The 18,146-nt window shown below is 38.1% G+C and carries 17 protein-coding genes; 7 read left to right on the top strand and 10 right to left on the bottom strand.

Translation table 11 applies throughout. The annotated features are described in order from the left end of the window. Nucleotides 1-59: 59 nt before the first annotated feature. From B0169_RS05895 to B0169_RS05880, 4 genes are all read right to left on the bottom strand, one after another. Nucleotides 60-845, bottom strand: coding sequence for a ribonuclease H family protein (locus tag B0169_RS05895; RefSeq protein ID WP_077285041.1), 786 nt, complete (start codon nt 843-845; stop codon nt 60-62). A gap of 86 nt (nt 846-931) precedes the next feature. Continuing rightward, nucleotides 932-1,723 carry a prolipoprotein diacylglyceryl transferase gene (gene lgt, locus B0169_RS05890; protein ID WP_077285040.1) on the bottom strand — a complete coding sequence of 264 codons (792 nt, stop codon included), beginning with the start codon at nt 1,721-1,723 and terminating at the stop codon, nt 932-934. 72 nt (nt 1,724-1,795) lie between these two features. Next, complete coding sequence (locus B0169_RS05885) at nt 1,796-2,887, bottom strand: hypothetical protein (RefSeq protein ID WP_077285039.1); 1,092 nt, start codon at nt 2,885-2,887, stop codon at nt 1,796-1,798. A 435-nt stretch (nt 2,888-3,322) separates the two neighbouring features. After that, nucleotides 3,323-4,222, bottom strand: a complete 900-nt coding sequence (locus B0169_RS05880) for an ABC transporter substrate-binding protein (RefSeq protein ID WP_077285038.1) — start codon at nt 4,220-4,222, stop codon at nt 3,323-3,325. Between the two features lie 562 nt (nt 4,223-4,784). On the opposite strand from B0169_RS05880, the gene B0169_RS05875 reads away from it, so the two are divergent. Continuing rightward, on the top strand, nt 4,785-5,249 hold the full coding sequence (locus B0169_RS05875; protein WP_077285037.1) for a hypothetical protein: 465 nt from the start codon (nt 4,785-4,787) through the stop codon (nt 5,247-5,249). A 225-nt stretch (nt 5,250-5,474) separates the two neighbouring features. Here the strand turns inward: B0169_RS05875 and B0169_RS05870 are convergent, their stop codons facing one another. Further along, nucleotides 5,475-7,760 carry a peptidase U32 family protein gene (locus B0169_RS05870; RefSeq protein ID WP_077285036.1) on the bottom strand — a complete coding sequence of 762 codons (2,286 nt, stop codon included), beginning with the start codon at nt 7,758-7,760 and terminating at the stop codon, nt 5,475-5,477. Between the two features lie 119 nt (nt 7,761-7,879). On the opposite strand from B0169_RS05870, the gene B0169_RS05865 reads away from it, so the two are divergent. Further along, complete coding sequence (locus tag B0169_RS05865; protein ID WP_077285035.1) at nt 7,880-8,584, top strand: glutathione S-transferase; 705 nt, start codon at nt 7,880-7,882, stop codon at nt 8,582-8,584. A gap of 61 nt (nt 8,585-8,645) precedes the next feature. On the opposite strand, the gene B0169_RS05860 is transcribed toward B0169_RS05865, so the two are convergent. The 4 genes from B0169_RS05860 to B0169_RS05845 are packed head-to-tail and all read right to left on the bottom strand — an operon-like array spanning nt 8,646 to nt 11,121. Then, complete coding sequence (locus B0169_RS05860; protein WP_077285034.1) at nt 8,646-9,014, bottom strand: PH domain-containing protein; 369 nt, start codon at nt 9,012-9,014, stop codon at nt 8,646-8,648. 18 nt (nt 9,015-9,032) lie between these two features. Beyond that, nucleotides 9,033-9,284 carry a DUF3565 domain-containing protein gene (locus B0169_RS05855; RefSeq protein WP_412842114.1) on the bottom strand — a complete coding sequence of 84 codons (252 nt, stop codon included), beginning with the start codon at nt 9,282-9,284 and terminating at the stop codon, nt 9,033-9,035. After that, the gene (gene def, locus B0169_RS05850; RefSeq protein ID WP_077285032.1) at nt 9,266-9,817 is read right to left on the bottom strand and encodes a peptide deformylase; all 552 of its coding nucleotides are present in this window, start codon (nt 9,815-9,817) and stop codon (nt 9,266-9,268) included. The genes B0169_RS05855 and def overlap by 19 nt, the downstream gene beginning before the upstream one ends. A 2-nt stretch (nt 9,818-9,819) precedes the next feature. After that, nucleotides 9,820-11,121: an MFS transporter gene (locus B0169_RS05845; RefSeq protein WP_077285031.1), complete on the bottom strand. Its 1,302-nt coding sequence runs from the start codon at nt 11,119-11,121 to the stop codon at nt 9,820-9,822. Nucleotides 11,122-11,392: 271 nt separating this feature from the next. On the opposite strand from B0169_RS05845, the gene recR reads away from it, so the two are divergent. The 4 genes from recR (at nt 11,393) to B0169_RS05825 (ending at nt 14,378) form a co-directional block, all read left to right on the top strand. Further along, the gene (gene recR / locus B0169_RS05840) at nt 11,393-11,998 is read left to right on the top strand and encodes a recombination mediator RecR (RefSeq protein WP_077285030.1); all 606 of its coding nucleotides are present in this window, start codon (nt 11,393-11,395) and stop codon (nt 11,996-11,998) included. 42 nt (nt 11,999-12,040) lie between these two features. Then, on the top strand, nt 12,041-13,147 hold the full coding sequence (locus B0169_RS05835) for an MBL fold metallo-hydrolase (RefSeq protein WP_077285029.1): 1,107 nt from the start codon (nt 12,041-12,043) through the stop codon (nt 13,145-13,147). A gap of 71 nt (nt 13,148-13,218) precedes the next feature. Continuing rightward, nucleotides 13,219-13,947, top strand: a complete 729-nt coding sequence (locus B0169_RS05830) for an SIMPL domain-containing protein (protein WP_077285028.1) — start codon at nt 13,219-13,221, stop codon at nt 13,945-13,947. 131 nt (nt 13,948-14,078) lie between these two features. Then, complete coding sequence (locus B0169_RS05825) at nt 14,079-14,378, top strand: DUF1330 domain-containing protein (RefSeq protein WP_077285027.1); 300 nt, start codon at nt 14,079-14,081, stop codon at nt 14,376-14,378. A gap of 177 nt (nt 14,379-14,555) precedes the next feature. Here B0169_RS05825 and B0169_RS05820 read toward each other — a convergent pair whose 3' ends face one another. Beyond that, a complete protein-coding gene (locus tag B0169_RS05820) occupies nt 14,556-15,746 on the bottom strand; it encodes a YbfB/YjiJ family MFS transporter (RefSeq protein WP_077285026.1) in 1,191 nt (396 codons plus the stop codon). A gap of 430 nt (nt 15,747-16,176) precedes the next feature. On the opposite strand from B0169_RS05820, the gene htpG reads away from it, so the two are divergent. After that, nucleotides 16,177-18,138, top strand: coding sequence for a molecular chaperone HtpG (gene htpG / locus B0169_RS05815; protein ID WP_077285025.1), 1,962 nt, complete (start codon nt 16,177-16,179; stop codon nt 18,136-18,138). Nucleotides 18,139-18,146 lie beyond the last annotated feature (8 nt).

The following is an 18,146-nucleotide window of genomic DNA, read 5'->3' as shown; positions in this document are numbered from 1 at the left end:
ATGCAATTGACTATAATTTTTACAGCTGATTGCTACAGGGTGTTGATAAATATTTTCTATTAACCTGAAGGCATAGCTAAAATAGCTTTAATATCGAGAGTATCTTGATACTGAACAAAACCTTCAGTACGCTTAGTACGAGCTAATACTGCCATTCTATCGGATAGCTCATTACCTTCTATGTTAGCGTGGCCTTTTACATGGCTAATGATGAGTTGTGCTTTTAATGTTTGGTACAATGAAAAGCATTGCTTGATCACTTCAAGGTTTTTAATTTCTTCGCCTTTGCCGCGGGTCCAACCTTTAGCTTGCCAACCTTTTGCCCACTTGGTGATGCAATCGATTGAATATTTAGAGTCAGACAGTACTTGTACGGTTTTACCCTGTTTAATATGAACTTGTGCGTATTTAAAGGCTTCAAGCATACCGTTAAGCTCTGCGGTATTATTGGTACCCATGGGTTCATATAAACCATACCATAACTCAATTAACTGCTGTTGCTGGTAAACCGCCATACCGGTCCCTGATTTACCAGGATTAGGAGAACAAGCACCATCACAATAAATGTTAATATCAGCGTTTTTTGTTGGCGCTGCGCTGCTTTTTACTGCGCTATTACTGCCCTTAACGTAGCTTGTGGGTTTGGTGGTAGTACCTTTGCTCATAGAGCGTTTCGTTAGCGCTTTGGTGTAAGTTGATTGAAAAGCAAGCTCAGCTTCTGCTTTAGATTCAAATCCCATATATTGAGCATCAGCTCGCCCTTGTGTATAACTTTTCACATCATTCCACTGTTCAAAAACACCGGTTTTTGCGCCTTTCCATACCACGTAATACTTTTTAGCCATGAATTTATAACCACATTTTATTAATTATATTTTACCGCCACTGTACTTTACACACATGAGTAGCGGCGTTAACCGTTAAGGTTAATTTATTTTTGTATTTTTTTACTATTTTTAACTGACCAAATAACTAAGGCAATACCGGCGATGAAAAACGGAATACTTAACATTTGTCCTGCTGTGAGCGTAATGTCAGCGGCATAAGCTGCCTGTTTTTCTTTCAGCAATTCAATTAGGAAACGTGCGGTAAATATTAAAATTAAGAACACGCCTAAAATAGAACCTTGTGGTGTTTGTGCTTTTTTACCTTTATAGAAAATAATTAAGATAAAAAATATCGTTAAATAGGCGAAAGCTTCATACAGTTGGGAAGGGTGGCGAGCCACATTATCAATGCGTGAAAAAACCACCGCCCAAGGAACATTACTTGCCGTCCCTAAAATCTCTGAGTTGACAAAATTTGCGCTACGAACAAAAAAACCAAATAAAGCGGTGCATATTGCCAACCTGTCGAGTAACCAAATAAAGTTCATTTGGTGCTTTCTGCTATAAATACCAGCAGCGATTATTGCGCCTAAACCACCACCATGACTAGCCAGTCCACCTTCCCAAATAGCAAGTATCTTCATCGGATTAGCAAAGTAATAGCCAGGATCATAAAAAAAACAGTGGCCTAAACGTGCACCAACGATAACGCCAATAACGATATATACGAGTAAGTTATCGAGTGCTGTAATATCTTGTTTTTCAGTTTGAAAAATCCATTTCATTACTTGCAAACCTGACAATATAGCCGCTGCAAATAATACACCATACCAATGAACAGTTAATGGACCAACCGAGAAGAATACGGGATCGAGATCCCAAACTAAATGTTGCAAAGCATAACCCTTAATGTTGCGAATGTTGAAATTTGGCGCACCTTAGCTTGCCACTAAACTGTCAACATTCTATCAAGCAACCTGTTGATGTGGTGAATTAATTTGTTCCAAAGCGTTAATGATATTTTTTGGTTGCTCAACATTGATTAAAATATCATCGAATGACTCAACAAAGCTGCCCATCATGCCCCAATACTTAATTGGTCGGTTGAATACGATACTCATGTTGTGGTGTTTACCTCTACCAACTTTTAGTTGCTCATTGTTTTTCGCCACACCTTCAGGTTTATTGCTCTGTGTTATAACATCATTATTTTCAACATTGCTTACTGACTTTGCAATTTGGCTATGCTGATTTGTTATCATCGAAACAGATTCAATTGCATCAAGTGGTATCACCATAAAGTTAAAAATGCTGTTGTTGATGATGAGTTTTTTATCTTGAATATAAATCGAATAATGGCGTGATAAACGGTAGTTTGCTGTTAGTAAAATAAAGCTATACAGAATAAAAGTTGCAGCCATTATTGCCGCAGTTTCACTCCAATCAATCAACATCTGATAACTTGTTAATGCAATTGTGATTAATAAAAGACTCACTAGTAAGTAGTACCATGATCTACCAGACCATAATCTAATCTTATCTAATGACTCAGTATGGCGTTTAGATAAGCGAGGGATCGCGTAATACCAACTAGCTGGCTCGGTTGCAAAAGTTAAGGCTAAGCCCTGTTTTTTATCGTCATCGTACTTTTCAATAGCCCCGATACGCGGATCGCCAGATAAATTACGAGCTTGCCATAAGCCCTTTACAATTATAACAATTAAATAAAGTTCGATGATCAGCAATATAGCCATGATTGGGTAGCGTAACCAAAGTATAAAGTCGAAGTATTGCGCAATATCTGCCGGGTAGCTGTATCGAGCAATAGCGCTAGATAGGCTGAAAATTATGAATAGTTTCCAAGCTTTTTGTTTGCCAGCTTTGATGATCATGAACCAATAAAGTATTGGGAGCACGATAAAGTAAGTAACACTCGCTAAAATTACTGGATAGAGTCCAAGCGCTGAATCTGTAGTTTCAGGTATTAACGAAAACCCTAGATAATAAGTTGAGACGGCTATAAATAGAAATAGCAGGCGGTACTTAACTGACTTTCTCACAAGAATTCCCTTTGTAATTATTAGTATTTTTAGTGGTTTACATCTTGTTTACATGATGTGTGGCACCGAGTATAAAGTAATTATGTTAGGGCTTGAAGTTGAAATATGTAAATAAAAATGAATTGAGAATGTATTAAGAGTGTACAGGTAGTGTATTAAGAATTTATTGATAAATTGGTCATAATAAAAACGGATTGGCTTATGCTTTATTTTTCATTATAGGCTATGGACATAAGGCTATGCGATAGCCTTATGTCCATAGCAAAAGCGTTGTTTAAGTTGTCGCGAGTTGCAATGAATGTAATGGCGCTTTTTTTATATGGCTCGAGGTATTCAGCCATCAGATGACTTTGACATAGAACACCTGACCAGCGCTGCGATGAATGAACAGAAAATATTACCGTAGTTTATGCCTTTTTCTAAGGTTTGTAGGGCTTAAGGATTAATTGTCGACGATGGCGATAAGTCTAACCATAGCTCAGAGCGATCCAGTGGCGTTAAAGGAGAGAGTAGTGGGTTAAGCAATTTGAATACTCGCCTTTGCTCGTTTTTTAGCTTGGTAATAGTCTCGCCATAATAACGCATAAATAGTTTTTCTAAGCTGCCATCAATCAGCGCTAGTTCAAGACCTTGGCGAATACTTTCCGCTAAGGCTAGTTGATTTTTACCAACATAAAAATACACCGCTTTGGGGTACCAAATTAACGTGTGTTGTTCTTTTGCTATCTGTAAATGTTGATGTCGGTTTAAGTCATTGTCTACTTCTAGTACGGAACGGGGGAAATAGTCAGCTCGTTTGCTATCTAACATTAGGTATAAGCCCTCGACATCACTACCTTTAACTAATTTTATGTTATTTAAGTGTAAGGTTTCACTATCTGACCAGGTATGAAATTGCAACGCTCTTAATTGTTTGAATTGCTCTAAATTACTGATGTTACGTAAAATATCTTTATTGTCTTGATGAACAAGTGGCACACGCCAACCGTACAAACCTTGCATAATTGGAAAACGAATGGCCAATGCTAGTTGCTCACGTCTCATGGTAGCGCCCGCGACAGTCACATCAATACCATGTGATTTACCGAGTAAATTAAAGCCTCGCATTGTCGGTAAGTTTTTACCGAAAGCGGCTAAGTTATAGTCGGTTTTTTGATCATAACTTAAAACATGACGCAGCAGGTCGATAGCATAGCTTTTGCGCTCCGTCCCCGCATAAATAACCTTAGTTGCAACGTTCTTTGACAATGCTAGCACAGGGGGTTGTGCTTGCAGCGGCAAAGCAAAGAGTAGAAAAAAGCATAGCGCCGAAATGGTAAAGCAAAAGTTATTCATTAATAGCTCAGAAAAAATGTCGATAAATAGGTTTTAACAAAATTAACGTTAGCTATTTAGCAATAATTTTTTTAAAAAATCCATATATAAAACAAAAGAATATAAATTATTTTTTAATTTTAACCGTCGAACGACGCGAGCGATTTTTTATCAATATATTGTCGTGAATGTATTAAAAACTGACGTTAATTCACTAGTAAAACAACAAAAAGTGAGCTGTTTATTTTAGGTTGCTTTTTGCAAGAAACTACAAGATTGTCCTGTTGCCAACATTATTCAAATTGTGTCTAGCTTTTACATATTTTTTTCTGCGCAGTTAACTCTAGTCAGTGCATATTCATTTTTTAATGACTTATTTTGTGGTTGGTTAATTAAATTACCTTAATTAATTGTGCTGTTTTTGGAATTGATGCTTTACTTAAAAGGTAAATGGAATTTACCCATTGGCCTGTTGTGAACAGTTAACAGCGATGGATTATAGGTAACTGAAAATGCAACTCTTTAGCGTTGGCATATTTTTTAGAGTCGGATTGGTATGAGTTATAGTAAAAAGGAGTGATTTATGGAGGAAAGATTGTCAAAAGAGCCTCAAACAGATGTTTTTGAAATAGAGCAACGCGCCATTAGCTGTAAAATGACAATAGATGCAGAGCAGCAGATCAGCGATGGCATTTTTATTAATTTCATTTTATTAAACCAAAGTAATAAAGATTTATCAGTATTAACTTGGCATACACCGTTAGAAGGTTTTTATTCCAACCTGTTTATTATTCAAGATCAGCAAGGTCAAATAATGCCTTATCAAGGCCCCATAGCTAAGCGTGATAAACCGTCAACCGTTGATTATCAACTTATCAGGGCTCGTGGTAATGTGGCGACTATGCTCGATTTAAGTTCGGTCTATGCGTTAATACCGGGCAATTATACCTTGCAGTTAAATAAAAAAACCTTACAAGTGATTGAAAATGATATGCCGATGAGCATTTGTCAGTGTCAAACTGAATGTTTAACCTTTAGTGTTTGTTAGTGGTATAAAAAGTACTGGCTATAACACAGCCCAAGTGGTCATAAATAAAAAAAGCTTATTCAGGTGAATAAGCTTTTTTTATTAACTTGATTTGATGTTAATGAAAACCAATGGCCGGTTTATAACAGTGCTTATCGGTTAAATGTCTAAAATCTGTTTATTGCTATGCTTGCCAGCCACATATCACAAGCCATACTTTACAAGCTAGACCTTACAAACCAAGCCTTACAAGCCATTGTGGTATTGAATATTAGTAGACTCAGGAACCAAATTATTTAATGGCTGTTTATCTGCCGACTTATTATTGAGTAACTCTTCAAAATGACTGATCAACAGAGCTTTATCGGGCGAGGCTTTATCGCCAGCGCCTATGTTAGTTAAGTCAATCATAAAGCCATCAAATAAGTGTGATAAGTCGTCAATAATTTCCATATTCAAGAACTGATCTTGGTTATAAATACTTGGATATCCCGCCTTTTGTTTATCAATAGCGAACGACACGCCTTTAAGGTTGGTAATGCTGGTTGATTTATCGCATGACAACATACAGCCGTTATCGATACGTGGTTTTTCACAACCTACACTTTGCTGGAAGAAACACTGTCTACTGGTCATCAACAAAATAGGATGGTAAATACTGTAAAACAATTTAAAGTTTTCTGGACGAGCAATATTTTTCATTTGCATAGCGTTAATTTCATTAGAAATAAACGCACCACTGCAGTCAAAGTCTTCTTTCATTGCCAATAATGCGTATGAATTTGTGGTGTTTAAAAATGGTCCTGCAATCCACTTAATACCTAATTCATTCGCGCGATAAGCAATACCGGTATTGTTAGTCACAATGAGCTTAGGTTTTACCTGTTCTAAAATATTTACCGCAACGTCGTAATCCTTGCCGATAAGCACCGCTGGAAACCAGGGTATTAAGCGAGGGTTTGCCTGTAAAAAGTCAACATATTTTGTGCAACCACGTTTATAAGCATCAGGCAGTTTAAAATAAATATCTGCAGCTGTGATATCAGCTAATTTAACATCGGCTTCATCACAAATTAACATTGACAATTTAGGGGCAATATCGGCTTTAGCGTGATTAACTAACGCTGGTAGGGTAACTTCTGGCAAGACCTTAACCGAGTTATTGAGTGTGTTAGCAATTTCGTGTTTAAGTGCGCTTAATTCTTTAAACGGAATGCTTAAGCCTGCGTTTAGCTTATCGCAGTTCAGTTCGGTAAGTAAAAACTCGGCATTGTTAAAGCTTTTAAAACGTTTTTCTATGGTTGCTTTATCAATACTGGCGTTTTCGCTTGCTCGTAATAAGCTAGTTGAGCTTACTGTGAAGGTGTCTTGCTCAACTGAAAAACTGGTGACATTGATATCTCTAGTAACGGTGACCGTTAACGGCTGAGCTAGTTCGCCTGCAAAGCTCAAGGTTAACGGTATTTTTTCAATGCTTAAGTGTTTAATTTTCTTAACAACCTCAGCCTCAATCGTATTTTTATCCGCTTGTAAGTTTTGTTCAACATCTTGAATTTGAACAACCGAGATACTTTGGCTGCTATCAGGTGTAAACTTACTAACCGCATGTACTTTTGAGTTGTCACGTGGGTTATCAATAAACATTGACTGGTTTAAATCACCGCGTAAAAAAGCGTTTGAAAAATCGCGGTTAAATACTTTATATAAACGTTCGCCATCTTCAGTCAATTCACCGGTATTGAGGAAACCATCAATTTGTTTACGAAAGCTATCAACTACGGTATGCACGTAGTTCGCACCTTTAATACGACCTTCAATTTTAAATGAATGCACGCCAGCTTCAATTAGCGCAGGTAAGTCGAAAAAAGCAGAGTTGTCTTTGATATTTAGAGGAAAGTTATTACCTGACGGTGTAGTTTCATATTCTTCACGACAGGCTTGACTGCATCGGCCGCGATTACCTGAATTACCGACACTGGCTGAGGTTGAATAACATAAACCAGAAAAAGCAACACACAGTGAACCATGAACAAATACTTCCGTTAGTACATTATGTTCAACACACACTTTATTTATCGCGGTAATTTCGCGTAGGTTCAACTCGCGAGATAAGTTAACTCGAGAAGCACCAAGTTTTTTCAAAAATGGAATTTGGCCAATATTATGTGTGGTTAACTGTGTTGATGCATGAATGTCTAAGGTTGGAAAATGCTTTTTAATGATATTAAACATGCCAATGTCTTGTACGATAACACCATCTAGTGTGGTGTTTACCAATTTGCTTAATAGTTTCGCAATCGACTTAAATTCACGCTCTAATATAATAACATTTAAGGTTAAAAATATTTGGCAGTCATATTGATGTGCTAAGCGAATAATGCCGATAAGTTGCTCAAAAGATATATTAGAAGCGCGATTACGAGCATTTAAGGTATCTAAGCCGCAATAAACCGCGTCGGCTCCAGCGATAATGGCCGCTTTTATTGCATCGACATCGCCACCAGGCGCTAATAATTCTATTTTATGATCCATTTGTACAACTTATTTTTATTCGCTAAATTTCAGAGCAGGGATTTTACCCGTATATTTCATTAATGAATACCGTTAAAGTGAGCGAATATTAACGGTGTAACATCAAAAAGAAGAAAATCATGGCATTACCTACCCTTTATTCCTTAAGAAATTGTCCTTATGCCATGCGAGCTCGCTTAGCTATATTTAAGTCAGCGCAGCCTGTTGCACTGCGAGATGTGGTGCTAACCAATAAGCCCCCTGAGATGGTCTTAGCCTCAGCTAAAGCCACGGTACCTGTTTTAGTGCTAAATGGAATAGCGCAAAATAGTGATGAAAGCGAGGCAGAAGTGGCAGTTAATGTAATAGATGAGAGTTTAGATATTATGCTTTGGTCATTAAAAAAATCTGATCCCCATGATCTACTACACAGTGACAGCCCTGAAACACTCAGCGCAATGTTGGCATTAATTAGCGATTTTGATGTTGAATTTAAACAGCGCATTGAGGCATACAAATGCGCCAAACGTTATCATGAAGATAATCTTGTTGATTGCCGAATTGCTTGCGAAGCATATATTAAGCAATTAGAAGCTCGCTTAACGCAGCATGAGTTTTTATTTTCAGCAAAAGAAAGCTTAGCAGATATTGCTTTGCTCCCTTTTATTCGTCAGTTTGCTCGTATAGAACGTCAATGGTATTTACAGTCGCCTTATCCAAATCTGAAAAGATGGCTGAATAACTATTTACAAAGTTCTATGTTTACTAAGGTAATGGCAAAACATCCACTGTGGTTAGACAGTGGTGAAGAGGTGGTGTTTGCTGGCCCTGTTAAGAATGAATAAACGCTCTTATTTATTCTTAACAATTTTTATTTTTAGAGGCTAAGCCAGTTAGGCCTTAGGCTTAAAGTAAATAGCTAGAAATTATTTTTGATATTTCTAGCATTGAAGATTGGCCGGTAAATTCAAACCTAACCTTACCTATAGCAGAAAAGTAAATTTCTAATTCAGAATCCAGATCAAAAGTACCTGACGTTTCAATAGAGTATGCAACAATGTTTTTGTAAGGTAATGAGGTAAAGTCTTTTTTACTGCCGGTAATACCTTGAACATTGACAGCGATTATCCTTTTATCGGTAAATACTACACCATCACGCATGGTTTTATAAGCGTCAACTATTTGTTCATTTTGTAAAAGTAACTCACTGACTTTATCAGCATAATCAGCGTCTTGTTTAAGTTTGAAAAAACCTTTGTTATTAAAATCAATCATGATTCATCCTTTGTTAATTTAATAGTCAGCTAATTCACCGTGATCACACTTTTTACAATCAAGCTGTTGGCCTAGCATAGCTTCTCTTGTTTCTCGTTGTAATACCCATGGCCGATTAATAAATGGCGGTTGATGGCGTACATGCTGAAAGTGCAAGCACTTGAGCCTTGCTACCCAATGGTTTTCGTCATCGAGGTGGTAGCCGGTAATCGCTTGTAGCATAGTGACTGTCCTTTGGGGTAAGTTAAAGTTTATTGTTGCTTTTGCCATTGCAGTTCATCAATGGCATCACTGTCATTGTCAAGTCGTTCTATAAACGTAATGCCATCGAGGTGGTCTAATTCATGTTGAAAAATACGCGCAAGAAAACCTGTTAAGTGTTGGTTATGTAAAGCGCCGGTCTCATCAATATAACTGACGTCAATATCGCTATATCTCGGTACTAAAGCACGTTTGCCCTTAACACTTAAGCAACCTTCCCAACCTAATACTTGCTGTTCGCTGGTTTTGATGATTTTTGGATTAATAACGACAGTAATCGGCAATAACGGTGCGTCAGGATAGCGTTCACTTGGCGCAGAACACATTAAAAATAACCGTAAGCTTTTGCCAACTTGTGGTGCAGCAATGCCAACGCCTTTAGCTTCTGCAACCGTTACGGTTAAATCATCAATAAGTTGTTTTATGTCTGCGCTATTAACATTATGTATGGTTTGCGCTACTTGTGCCAAAATCGGCTCGCCGCGCTGTAAAATAGTTAAGTTGTTTGGGGCTTTACTTTTATTGTTGCTGGTATTCGTCATGATTATGCTTCTTTTTGCGGGTGGCTTTTATCGTTAGTGCTGTGTGTAACGACCTGTTTTACATTACTTTGCTCTTTTTTATAGTAAAACCAACTGACTAAAAACAAAATAACAATAAAAGGTAAGCTCGTTAATACCACCACGTGCCAACCCGCTTTAAATAATATCCATCCGGCCATTAATGACGCGGTAGCTTGAAAACCAAAGATAATAAAGTCGTTAATGGCTTGTACTTTATGGCGCTCACTTGCTCGGTAACTTTGTGGTAATAGTGAGGTGCCAGTAAGAAAAAGAAAATTCCAACCTATGCCGAGTAAAATTAATGCCCACCAGTAATGCATAACTTGCTCGCCTGATAAGGCAATTACTGCAACTAAGGCATAAATGACTGTGCCTGCGAGCATTAAATTTTTCAAGCCGATGCGCTTTACTAATAAAGCAGTAAATAATGATGGAATAAACATGGCTGCGATATGGCTCTGAATTACCCATTTAGTGTCATGTAAGCTATGACCATGAAGGTGGTGCATACTTAGTGGTGTTGCAGTCATTAAATAGCTCATTAAGGCAAAGCCTATGGCAGCAGATAATATGGCAATTATAAAAATAGGTTGCTTGATTATTACACGCAAAGGGCGAGCTTCGCCTTGGCTGTCAATTTGTTTTATTTCAGGGTTACTAAAATTTAGCATCAATAACATTGCGATTAAGAATAACCCTGCGAGCATAAGAAAAGAGCCGGCGTAACCATGCGGCGAACTTAACCAGTCTTTAGCTGTAACCGCTATTTCAGGTCCTAAAAAGGCAGAAAAAATACCGCTTAACATTAATATTGATAAAACTGTTGGTACATCTTTACTATCTGAAATACTTTCAATGGCGGCAAAACGTAATTGTTGAATAAAAGCAGTACACGAGCCTAATAATAAACTAGCCATAACTAATAACTCGAAACTACCATTTAGCGCAGCCAACATGGCTAACATGGTGCCTGAAAAACCCAGCGTGAAGCCAGTAAAGGTTGCAAAACGTCGACCTTTCTTTTTAGCTAACAACGCCGCAGGAATAGCGCTGCTAGCCACACCTAAAATCATCACTGTAACCGGTAACGTCACCAATGCAGGGTCTGCTCCCATGCTTGTGGCTAAAATGCCACCAATAAAGACGATCACTGGCGATGCCGCCATCACCAAAGGTTGCACTAAAAACAGCAACCAAACATTTTTCGGTAGGGTGAAGAGCTTTTGTAAGGCCAAAAAGCTTAATAATAATAGTGCTAGCGTTATGATGATGTTTGTTAACATGGCTTGCCTTTATGGCTCAAGGTGAATGCAGGTGTTTGCCTAGCATATTACTGAAATTTTACCACTATGGGTAAAATTAGCGTAGTTAACGAACAAAAATCTTTTGAATTATATATTATCAATCGTTAAATCGAATGATAAACTTCGCAGACAAATAATCCCTTGTTTGTTTTATCGTTATTGTTTTCTCGTGCTTGCTACCACAAGTTAGTATTTCGAAATAACGAGACAAATAGGTGATAAAACTTAACTCAGCCTAGAAAGAGTCGAAATGAAATTTAGCCCGTTAGTTCAAGAACTTATTGATTCCCTCAAGTGCTTACCTGGTGTTGGAGCAAAATCTGCACAACGCATGGCATTTCATTTACTTGAACGAAATCGTCATGGCGGTAGCAAGCTTTCTCAAACGTTGGCACGAGCCATGGAAAATATTGGCCATTGTCAGCAGTGCCGTAATTTTACTGAAGAAAATTTATGCGATATTTGCCAAAGTCCAAAGCGTAAAATAGCAACACAATTATGTATTGTTGAAACGCCTGCTGATGTTATTGCCATTGAACAAACCGGCGAATTTCAAGGTCGTTATTTTGTTTTAATGGGGCATTTATCACCGCTTGATGGTATTGGTCCAGACGACTTAGGTTTAGATGTTCTAGAAGAGCAATTAGCGACAGGGCAGTTTAGCGAAGTTATTTTGGCGACTAACCCAACGGTTGAAGGTGAAGCAACTGCGCATTTTATTGCTGAACTTACGCAAAAACATGAGGTTAATATTTCACGTATTGCTCATGGTGTACCGGTTGGCGGAGAATTAGAATATGTTGACGGTAATACCTTATCGCATGCCTTATCGGGACGAAAAAACTATAGCTTTTAATTCATTGTTATTGGTCTTTAACTTATTTTCGAGAACATTAATATCAATATAATCATCAAAAAATTATTACGTAATAGCGCTATTATCAGCGCGATTTTTGTTATTGGCTGTACTTCAACTAACCAGTTAACGCATGTAGAGCAAAGCAATTCTATTGTAAAGTACAAAGATAATCCTGAATATTCAACGCGTTTTTCAAACTTGTATCCAGGCAAAAAAAGTTACGCAATCACTTGCCAAGAAAACTGTTATCAGCCGATAGAAACCGTTGAGTGCGAAAGCCCAGCTGAAAATTGTCGCTTTATTGGCAAGCAATTAAAACCTGAGGTTAATACGGGGTTTACCTTTCGCTGGTTAGGTCATGCAAGTTTTTATCTCAAAAGCTCAGCAGGTAGTACCTTACTATTAGACCCAGTTAGCAAACAATTTGACTGGCCGGTTGATTGGGCTTTTAGGTTGGCTAATGGTTTCTTTCGCGATGAACCTCAGTGGCTATCTGCCGATGAACTTAATAATGTAGACGCTGCTCTGTATTCACATATTCATTATGATCACTTTAACAAAGGCGATATTGCAAATATTGGAACTAACGCACAATACTTTGTGCCATTAGGCTTTGGTGAGCACTTTCCTAGTGGTGGTTATAACATTCATGAAATGGCATGGTTTTCAACAACCAAGTTAGCAGAGTTAAGTCTTAATTTTGTTCCTGCTCATCATTTTAGTAGTCGGATTTTAGTGCCGTTTGTTTATGAGGATAACGATGCTACGCTTTGGGGCGGTTGGGTTATTGAGCAGCAAGATAAACGGATATTCTTTGCAGGTGATACAGGCTACTCAAAGCACTTTAGCGATATACAACAGCGTTATGGTGAAATGGATGTTTGCTTAATGCCTATTGCTTCTTATTATCATAAAGAAAACAGTGCATGGTATCGCTATGTTCATACCACGCCTGAAGATGCGTTAGTTGCTGCTCAAGAGCTAAATTGTAAGGTAATGATCCCATGGGGCTATGGTAATAACAGTTGGAAAATGGGCGATCATAGCTCGCACTCGCCTTTATTACGGTTATTAAAAATGCACAAAGAGATGAATTCAACAATGGTGCTATATATTTTAAATGAAGGCGAAGAAGTCACCTTGTAGTTTATGGGTTTTTTAAATGTTCAACTATGTGGTAATTAGGTCTGAAAAGCTTTTAAAGGAAGTCGAACTCTATGAGTAATTCGAGTAAAAATATTAATACGGTCATAGCTGCGTCGCTATTAGCGATAGGTATTGCCAGTGCGGGATACTTTATTAGTGAGACGCTTTATAAGTCAAGGGTGGCAATTAATACCGCCGTAGTTAAAGGGCTAGCTGAGCGAAAAGTGCAAGCAGATAAAGCTTTTTGGTCTATTGAGTATACCGTCACGGGTGATAAACAAAGTGATATTGCTAAGCTTTATAAAGACTCGGAGTCAGATCAGGGAAAAATTATAACGTTGTTAAACCAGAGCGGCTTTTCCGCACAAGAAATAAAGCCTGGTGTGGTTAATTATTTCAAAAGAGAGTTTCGAGATGAAAACCAGAAACTGGTTGATGAACAGCATGTTTTAGTGGGGGAAATTGAAGTTCAAACCTCAAAAGTATTATTGGTATCTGAAGGTCGAGCGAAATTAAACACCTTAATAGCTCAAGGGCTCGACCTACAAAATAATGCGCCAACTTACCATTTTACAAAATTGAACCAAATAAAACCGGCAATGCTTAAAGAAGCTACAACCAATGCTCGTTTGGCGGCAAATGAATTTGCAACGAATGCAGGAGTGAAGGTTGGCGGTATTCGAAGTGCAATTCAAGGCGGTTTTGTGATACGAGATGTTGGACAAAATTACGGTGATACCCAAAAAATTGATAAAAATGTCCGTGTTGTTACCAACGTAACATTCTTATTAACGGATTAACGGATTAACGGATTAACGGATTAACGAATTAACGAATTAATGCGCTCGATGCTTTATCGCTAAGGTGACTTTTCCGAAGGTTACGCTGAGGCATTAAGCGCTTCTTTTTATTTATTAAATGTGGGGCAGGTATGTCTTTTGAAAGAATAATGGCGTTAGAAGTCAGTGATGATGCAATATATCAGCAGTATCGTGAACACATGACCCCTATTTTACACTCCTTCGGTGGCAAATTTGGTTTTGATTTAAAAGTCAGCGAGGTTTTAAAGTCGAAAACTAATACGGCAATAAACCGGGTTTTTACTATCGACTTTCCAAGCAAAGACGTTATGGAAGCATTTTTTACCGATCCAGCTTACCTTGCGGTTAAAGATAAATATTTTAACCGCTCAGTGGCGTCCGTAACGACGATATCTCTGCATGAAAAATAATATTGTCAGATGAAAAAAAAACACTAAATAAAACCGGTGTTTTATTACTTTTTTGAATACGGCTTTTAGCTGACACAGCACGTTTTTTTGATAGCTTTGTAACAGTTATTAGCCGCTTTGTTAGTTTCAGCAAGGTATTATATTACTCGTTATAAATTACTCGTTATAAATTACTCGTTATAAGTCATGAGCTATAGGGTTACTGTGCATCAACCGTGTTTGCGCATATTTAAGTAATATGATCCCTGTAATTACAATAAAAGCGGTGAGATACAACGCAGCATTATAATTGCCAAATTGTTCGATAAGTGCGACACAATATAACGGTGCTACCACTTGTCCAACACCATATGCGGCGGTGATCACCCCCATAATAAATACTGGGTTTTTTCCTGCGAGCTGACCGGCAAAATTCATAAATAATGCCACCAAACCAATGAAAGTTGCGCCGTATAGCATGCCGCTAATTAAATTAAGCATAATGCTATTAGAGAAAATAGGAATTAAAATGCCAACCACTTGTAACGCCATTGCTAACATCATCATGTCAATGCTATTGAAGCGATGCGCTAAACGCATCCAAATAATACAAGAAGGAATACCTGCTAAGCCAACGGCCAACCAAGCATAGCCACCATAACCTGCTAAGCCGGGTAATGAATTAACAATATCGGGTAAAAATGTAGCCTGTACCACCATACCAACACCTTCAGTAAAGTAGGCAAGGGCAAGAATAATCACCAGCGGACTAAATAATGACTTATCAAACTTATGCTTAATTACTTGATCAGCACTTTGCTTTTCAAAGGCTAAAATGTAGCCTGAGTAACAAGCAAACACAGCGCCGGCAACCCCCAGTGCTAGCCAAGCATGTTGCCAGTGATCACTCACAGTAAAAACCGCCCGCATAATTAAGTCTGAAACTAAAATTGAAAATCCAAGCCCGCTGAAATGGATACCCATAGCTCTGGTTTTATTGGTGTTTTGCAATTTTGACATGACAATGGCTGAGCCAACTACAAGTGCCATTGCAGCGCCAAAGCCAGCTAATAAGCGGGCCATTAACCAAACTATTTGGCTTTGTGTAGTGGCTAATACTAATGAGGTGATAATACAAAGCAGGAGGCCAAATCTGAAAAACTTAACTTTGCTATGAATATCTTTAATAAAAATAGCAAAAATAGAACCCGATAAATAACCAACATAATTGACTGATGCCAACATTCCGGCAAAAGCAATGCTGAGATGGTTTTCCAGCATAGCGGGCAGTAATGAAGTAAAAGCAAAGCGCGCAACCCCAACACCTACCACTAATGCTAAAATGCCGGCTAGTAAAATAGCGGCGTTGTTATTTCGATCGAACCACATGATAAATCCTAGAATGAAAATATGCTCGATAGTGCAGCAGAAACGTCATTTACCTGACAAGCACAAGATAAGGTAAAGTAATAATGTAAGGAGAGCATGCAATGAAAGCAAACGATTATTAACAATTACGACTAATTGATTAGACGGGCTATTTTTATGTTTTTTGAGTCAGTAAGGTTTTAGACATTATGATGCCATGTTTCACGGCGAATTTAAGTTATGGTTGTTTAACATGAAAAATGAATAAAAGAGGCTTGTTAATTAAATAATAACTTGGTGAAACAAGTTCGGATGACGATATTTTTAAATTTTTGCTTGAAAACATTTTTGCTACCCCCACATGTTAACTATCGAGTGAGTATTGAATAATAATGTTCAGTATTTACGATAAACAATCGTTTTAATATTAGTTAGCGTAGGAAATTGTCAAATGTCTGAGACAAGTCAAAAAGAAGTTCATGGTTTTCAAACCGAAGTAAAGCAGCTATTACAGTTGATGATCCACTCACTTTATTCAAATAAAGAAATATTTTTACGTGAGTTAGTTTCTAACGCCGCTGATGCGTCAGACAAGTTAAGATTTAAAGCCTTGTCTAATGCTGACCTTTACGAAGGTGACGGCGATTTACGTGTTCGTGTGAGCTCAGACAAAGAAGCGAACACTGTAACCATTTCTGATAACGGTATTGGTATGACTCATGACCAAATCGTTGAGCACTTAGGTACTATCGCAAAATCAGGTACAGCTGAATTTTTCTCACAATTATCGGGCGATCAAGCGGCAGACTCACAATTAATCGGTCAATTTGGTGTTGGCTTTTACTCAGCATTTATTGTTGCAGATAAAGTGACGGTACGTTCACGTGCTGCCGGTGTTGAGAAATCGGAAGGTGTTGAATGGACATCAGAAGGTGAAGGTGAATTTACAACAGCTAAAATTGAAAAAGCTGGTCGTGGTACTGACATTATTTTACACCTAAAAGAAGATGAAGCTGAATTTGCTGATGATTGGCGCTTAAAGTCAATCGTGACTAAGTACTCAGACCATATTTCTGTTTCTGTTGAAATGTTAACACCAGAAGTACCGGCGGTTGAAGCGGTTGCTGAAGTTAAAGACGAAGAAGGCAATGTTACAACGCCAGCCGTTGAAGCTCGTGATGCGGTACCTGCAAAGTGGGAACCGGTAAACAAAGCTACCGCACTTTGGACGCGTGAAAAAGCAGACGTAACAGACGAGGAATATAAAGAGTTTTACAAGCATGTGTCTCATGATTTCGCCGATCCTATGCTTTGGGAACATAACAAAGTAGAGGGTAAAACTGAATATACGTCATTATTGTACATCCCATCAAAAGCACCGTTTGATATGTACAACCGTGAAAAACAACACGGCTTAAAACTTTACGTACAACGTGTATTTATTATGGATGACGCTGAGCAGTTTATGCCTGCTTACTTACGTTTCGTTAAAGGTTTGTTAGACTCAAATGACTTACCATTAAACGTATCGCGTGAAATTTTACAAGACAGCAAAATCACGCAAGCTATCCGTAAAGGTTGTAGCAAACGTGTATTAAAAATGTTAGAAAAATTAGGCAAAAAAGATGCAGAGCAGTACCAACTATTCTGGAATGAATTTGGTCAAGTTTTAAAAGAAGGCCCGGCTGAAGACTCAGCTAATAAAGATGCAATTGCTGGTTTATTACGCTTTGCTTCAACTCATGCTGATACTAGCGTACAAAGTGCGTCGTTAGCGCAATACATTGAGCGCATGAAAGAAGGTCAAGACAAAATATATTACGTGGTAGCAGATAGCTTTGAAGCGGCTAAAAACAGCCCGCACTTAGAAGTGTTCCGCAAAAAAGGCATTGAAGTATTACTTATGTCGGATCGCATTGACGAGTGGTTAGTTAGCCATTTAACTGAATTTGACGGTAAGCAACTGCAATCAGTAACACGCGGCGGCTTAGACTTAGGTGATATGGATGACGCTGAAACGAAAGAAGCACAAGAGAAACTTGAGCAAGAGTTTGATTCAGTAGTAACACGCATTAAAGCTGCACTTGAAGGTAAAGCCAAAGACGTTAAAATTTCACAACGTTTAACTGACTCACCTGCATGTATCGTTGCCGACGAACATGATATGAGCAGCCAAATGATGAAGTTAATGCAATCAGTTGGTCAAGAAGTGCCAGATGCCTTACCAATTTTTGAAATTAACGCTGAACATGAGTTAATCAAGCATGTTGCTGATGAGCAAGACGACGAGCAATTCAAACAATGGACTGAAGTATTGTTTGAGCAAGCAATGTTAGCCGAGCGCGGTAGCTTGAAAGACCCAGCAAGTTTTGTTGGACGTTTAAACAAATTGATGCTGAGTTTAACTAAATAATGACTTAG

The sequence above is a fragment of the Cognaticolwellia aestuarii genome, from assembly GCF_002000025.1.
Taxonomy (GTDB): domain Bacteria; phylum Pseudomonadota; class Gammaproteobacteria; order Enterobacterales; family Alteromonadaceae; genus Cognaticolwellia; species Cognaticolwellia aestuarii.
Note: the sequence above shows the minus strand (reverse complement) of the source record. Positions and strands in the feature narration are given on the sequence as shown.

Coding starts and splice junctions, on each gene's coding strand:
- B0169_RS05825 (WP_077285027.1), top strand. CDS start 14,079: ATGTCTTTTGAAAGAATAATGGCGTTAGAAGTCAGTGATGATGCAATA.
- htpG (WP_077285025.1), top strand. CDS start 16,177: ATGTCTGAGACAAGTCAAAAAGAAGTTCATGGTTTTCAAACCGAAGTA.
- def (WP_077285032.1), bottom strand. CDS start 9,817: ATGACGAATACCAGCAACAATAAAAGTAAAGCCCCAAACAACTTAACT.
- B0169_RS05830 (WP_077285028.1), top strand. CDS start 13,219: ATGAGTAATTCGAGTAAAAATATTAATACGGTCATAGCTGCGTCGCTA.
- B0169_RS05865 (WP_077285035.1), top strand. CDS start 7,880: ATGGCATTACCTACCCTTTATTCCTTAAGAAATTGTCCTTATGCCATG.
- B0169_RS05870 (WP_077285036.1), bottom strand. CDS start 7,760: ATGGATCATAAAATAGAATTATTAGCGCCTGGTGGCGATGTCGATGCA.
- B0169_RS05820 (WP_077285026.1), bottom strand. CDS start 15,746: ATGTGGTTCGATCGAAATAACAACGCCGCTATTTTACTAGCCGGCATT.
- recR (WP_077285030.1), top strand. CDS start 11,393: ATGAAATTTAGCCCGTTAGTTCAAGAACTTATTGATTCCCTCAAGTGC.
- B0169_RS05860 (WP_077285034.1), bottom strand. CDS start 9,014: ATGATTGATTTTAATAACAAAGGTTTTTTCAAACTTAAACAAGACGCT.
- B0169_RS05895 (WP_077285041.1), bottom strand. CDS start 845: ATGGCTAAAAAGTATTACGTGGTATGGAAAGGCGCAAAAACCGGTGTT.
- B0169_RS05875 (WP_077285037.1), top strand. CDS start 4,785: ATGGAGGAAAGATTGTCAAAAGAGCCTCAAACAGATGTTTTTGAAATA.
- B0169_RS05880 (WP_077285038.1), bottom strand. CDS start 4,222: ATGAATAACTTTTGCTTTACCATTTCGGCGCTATGCTTTTTTCTACTC.
- B0169_RS05845 (WP_077285031.1), bottom strand. CDS start 11,121: ATGTTAACAAACATCATCATAACGCTAGCACTATTATTATTAAGCTTT.
- B0169_RS05855 (WP_412842114.1), bottom strand. CDS start 9,284: ATGGCAAAAGCAACAATAAACTTTAACTTACCCCAAAGGACAGTCACT.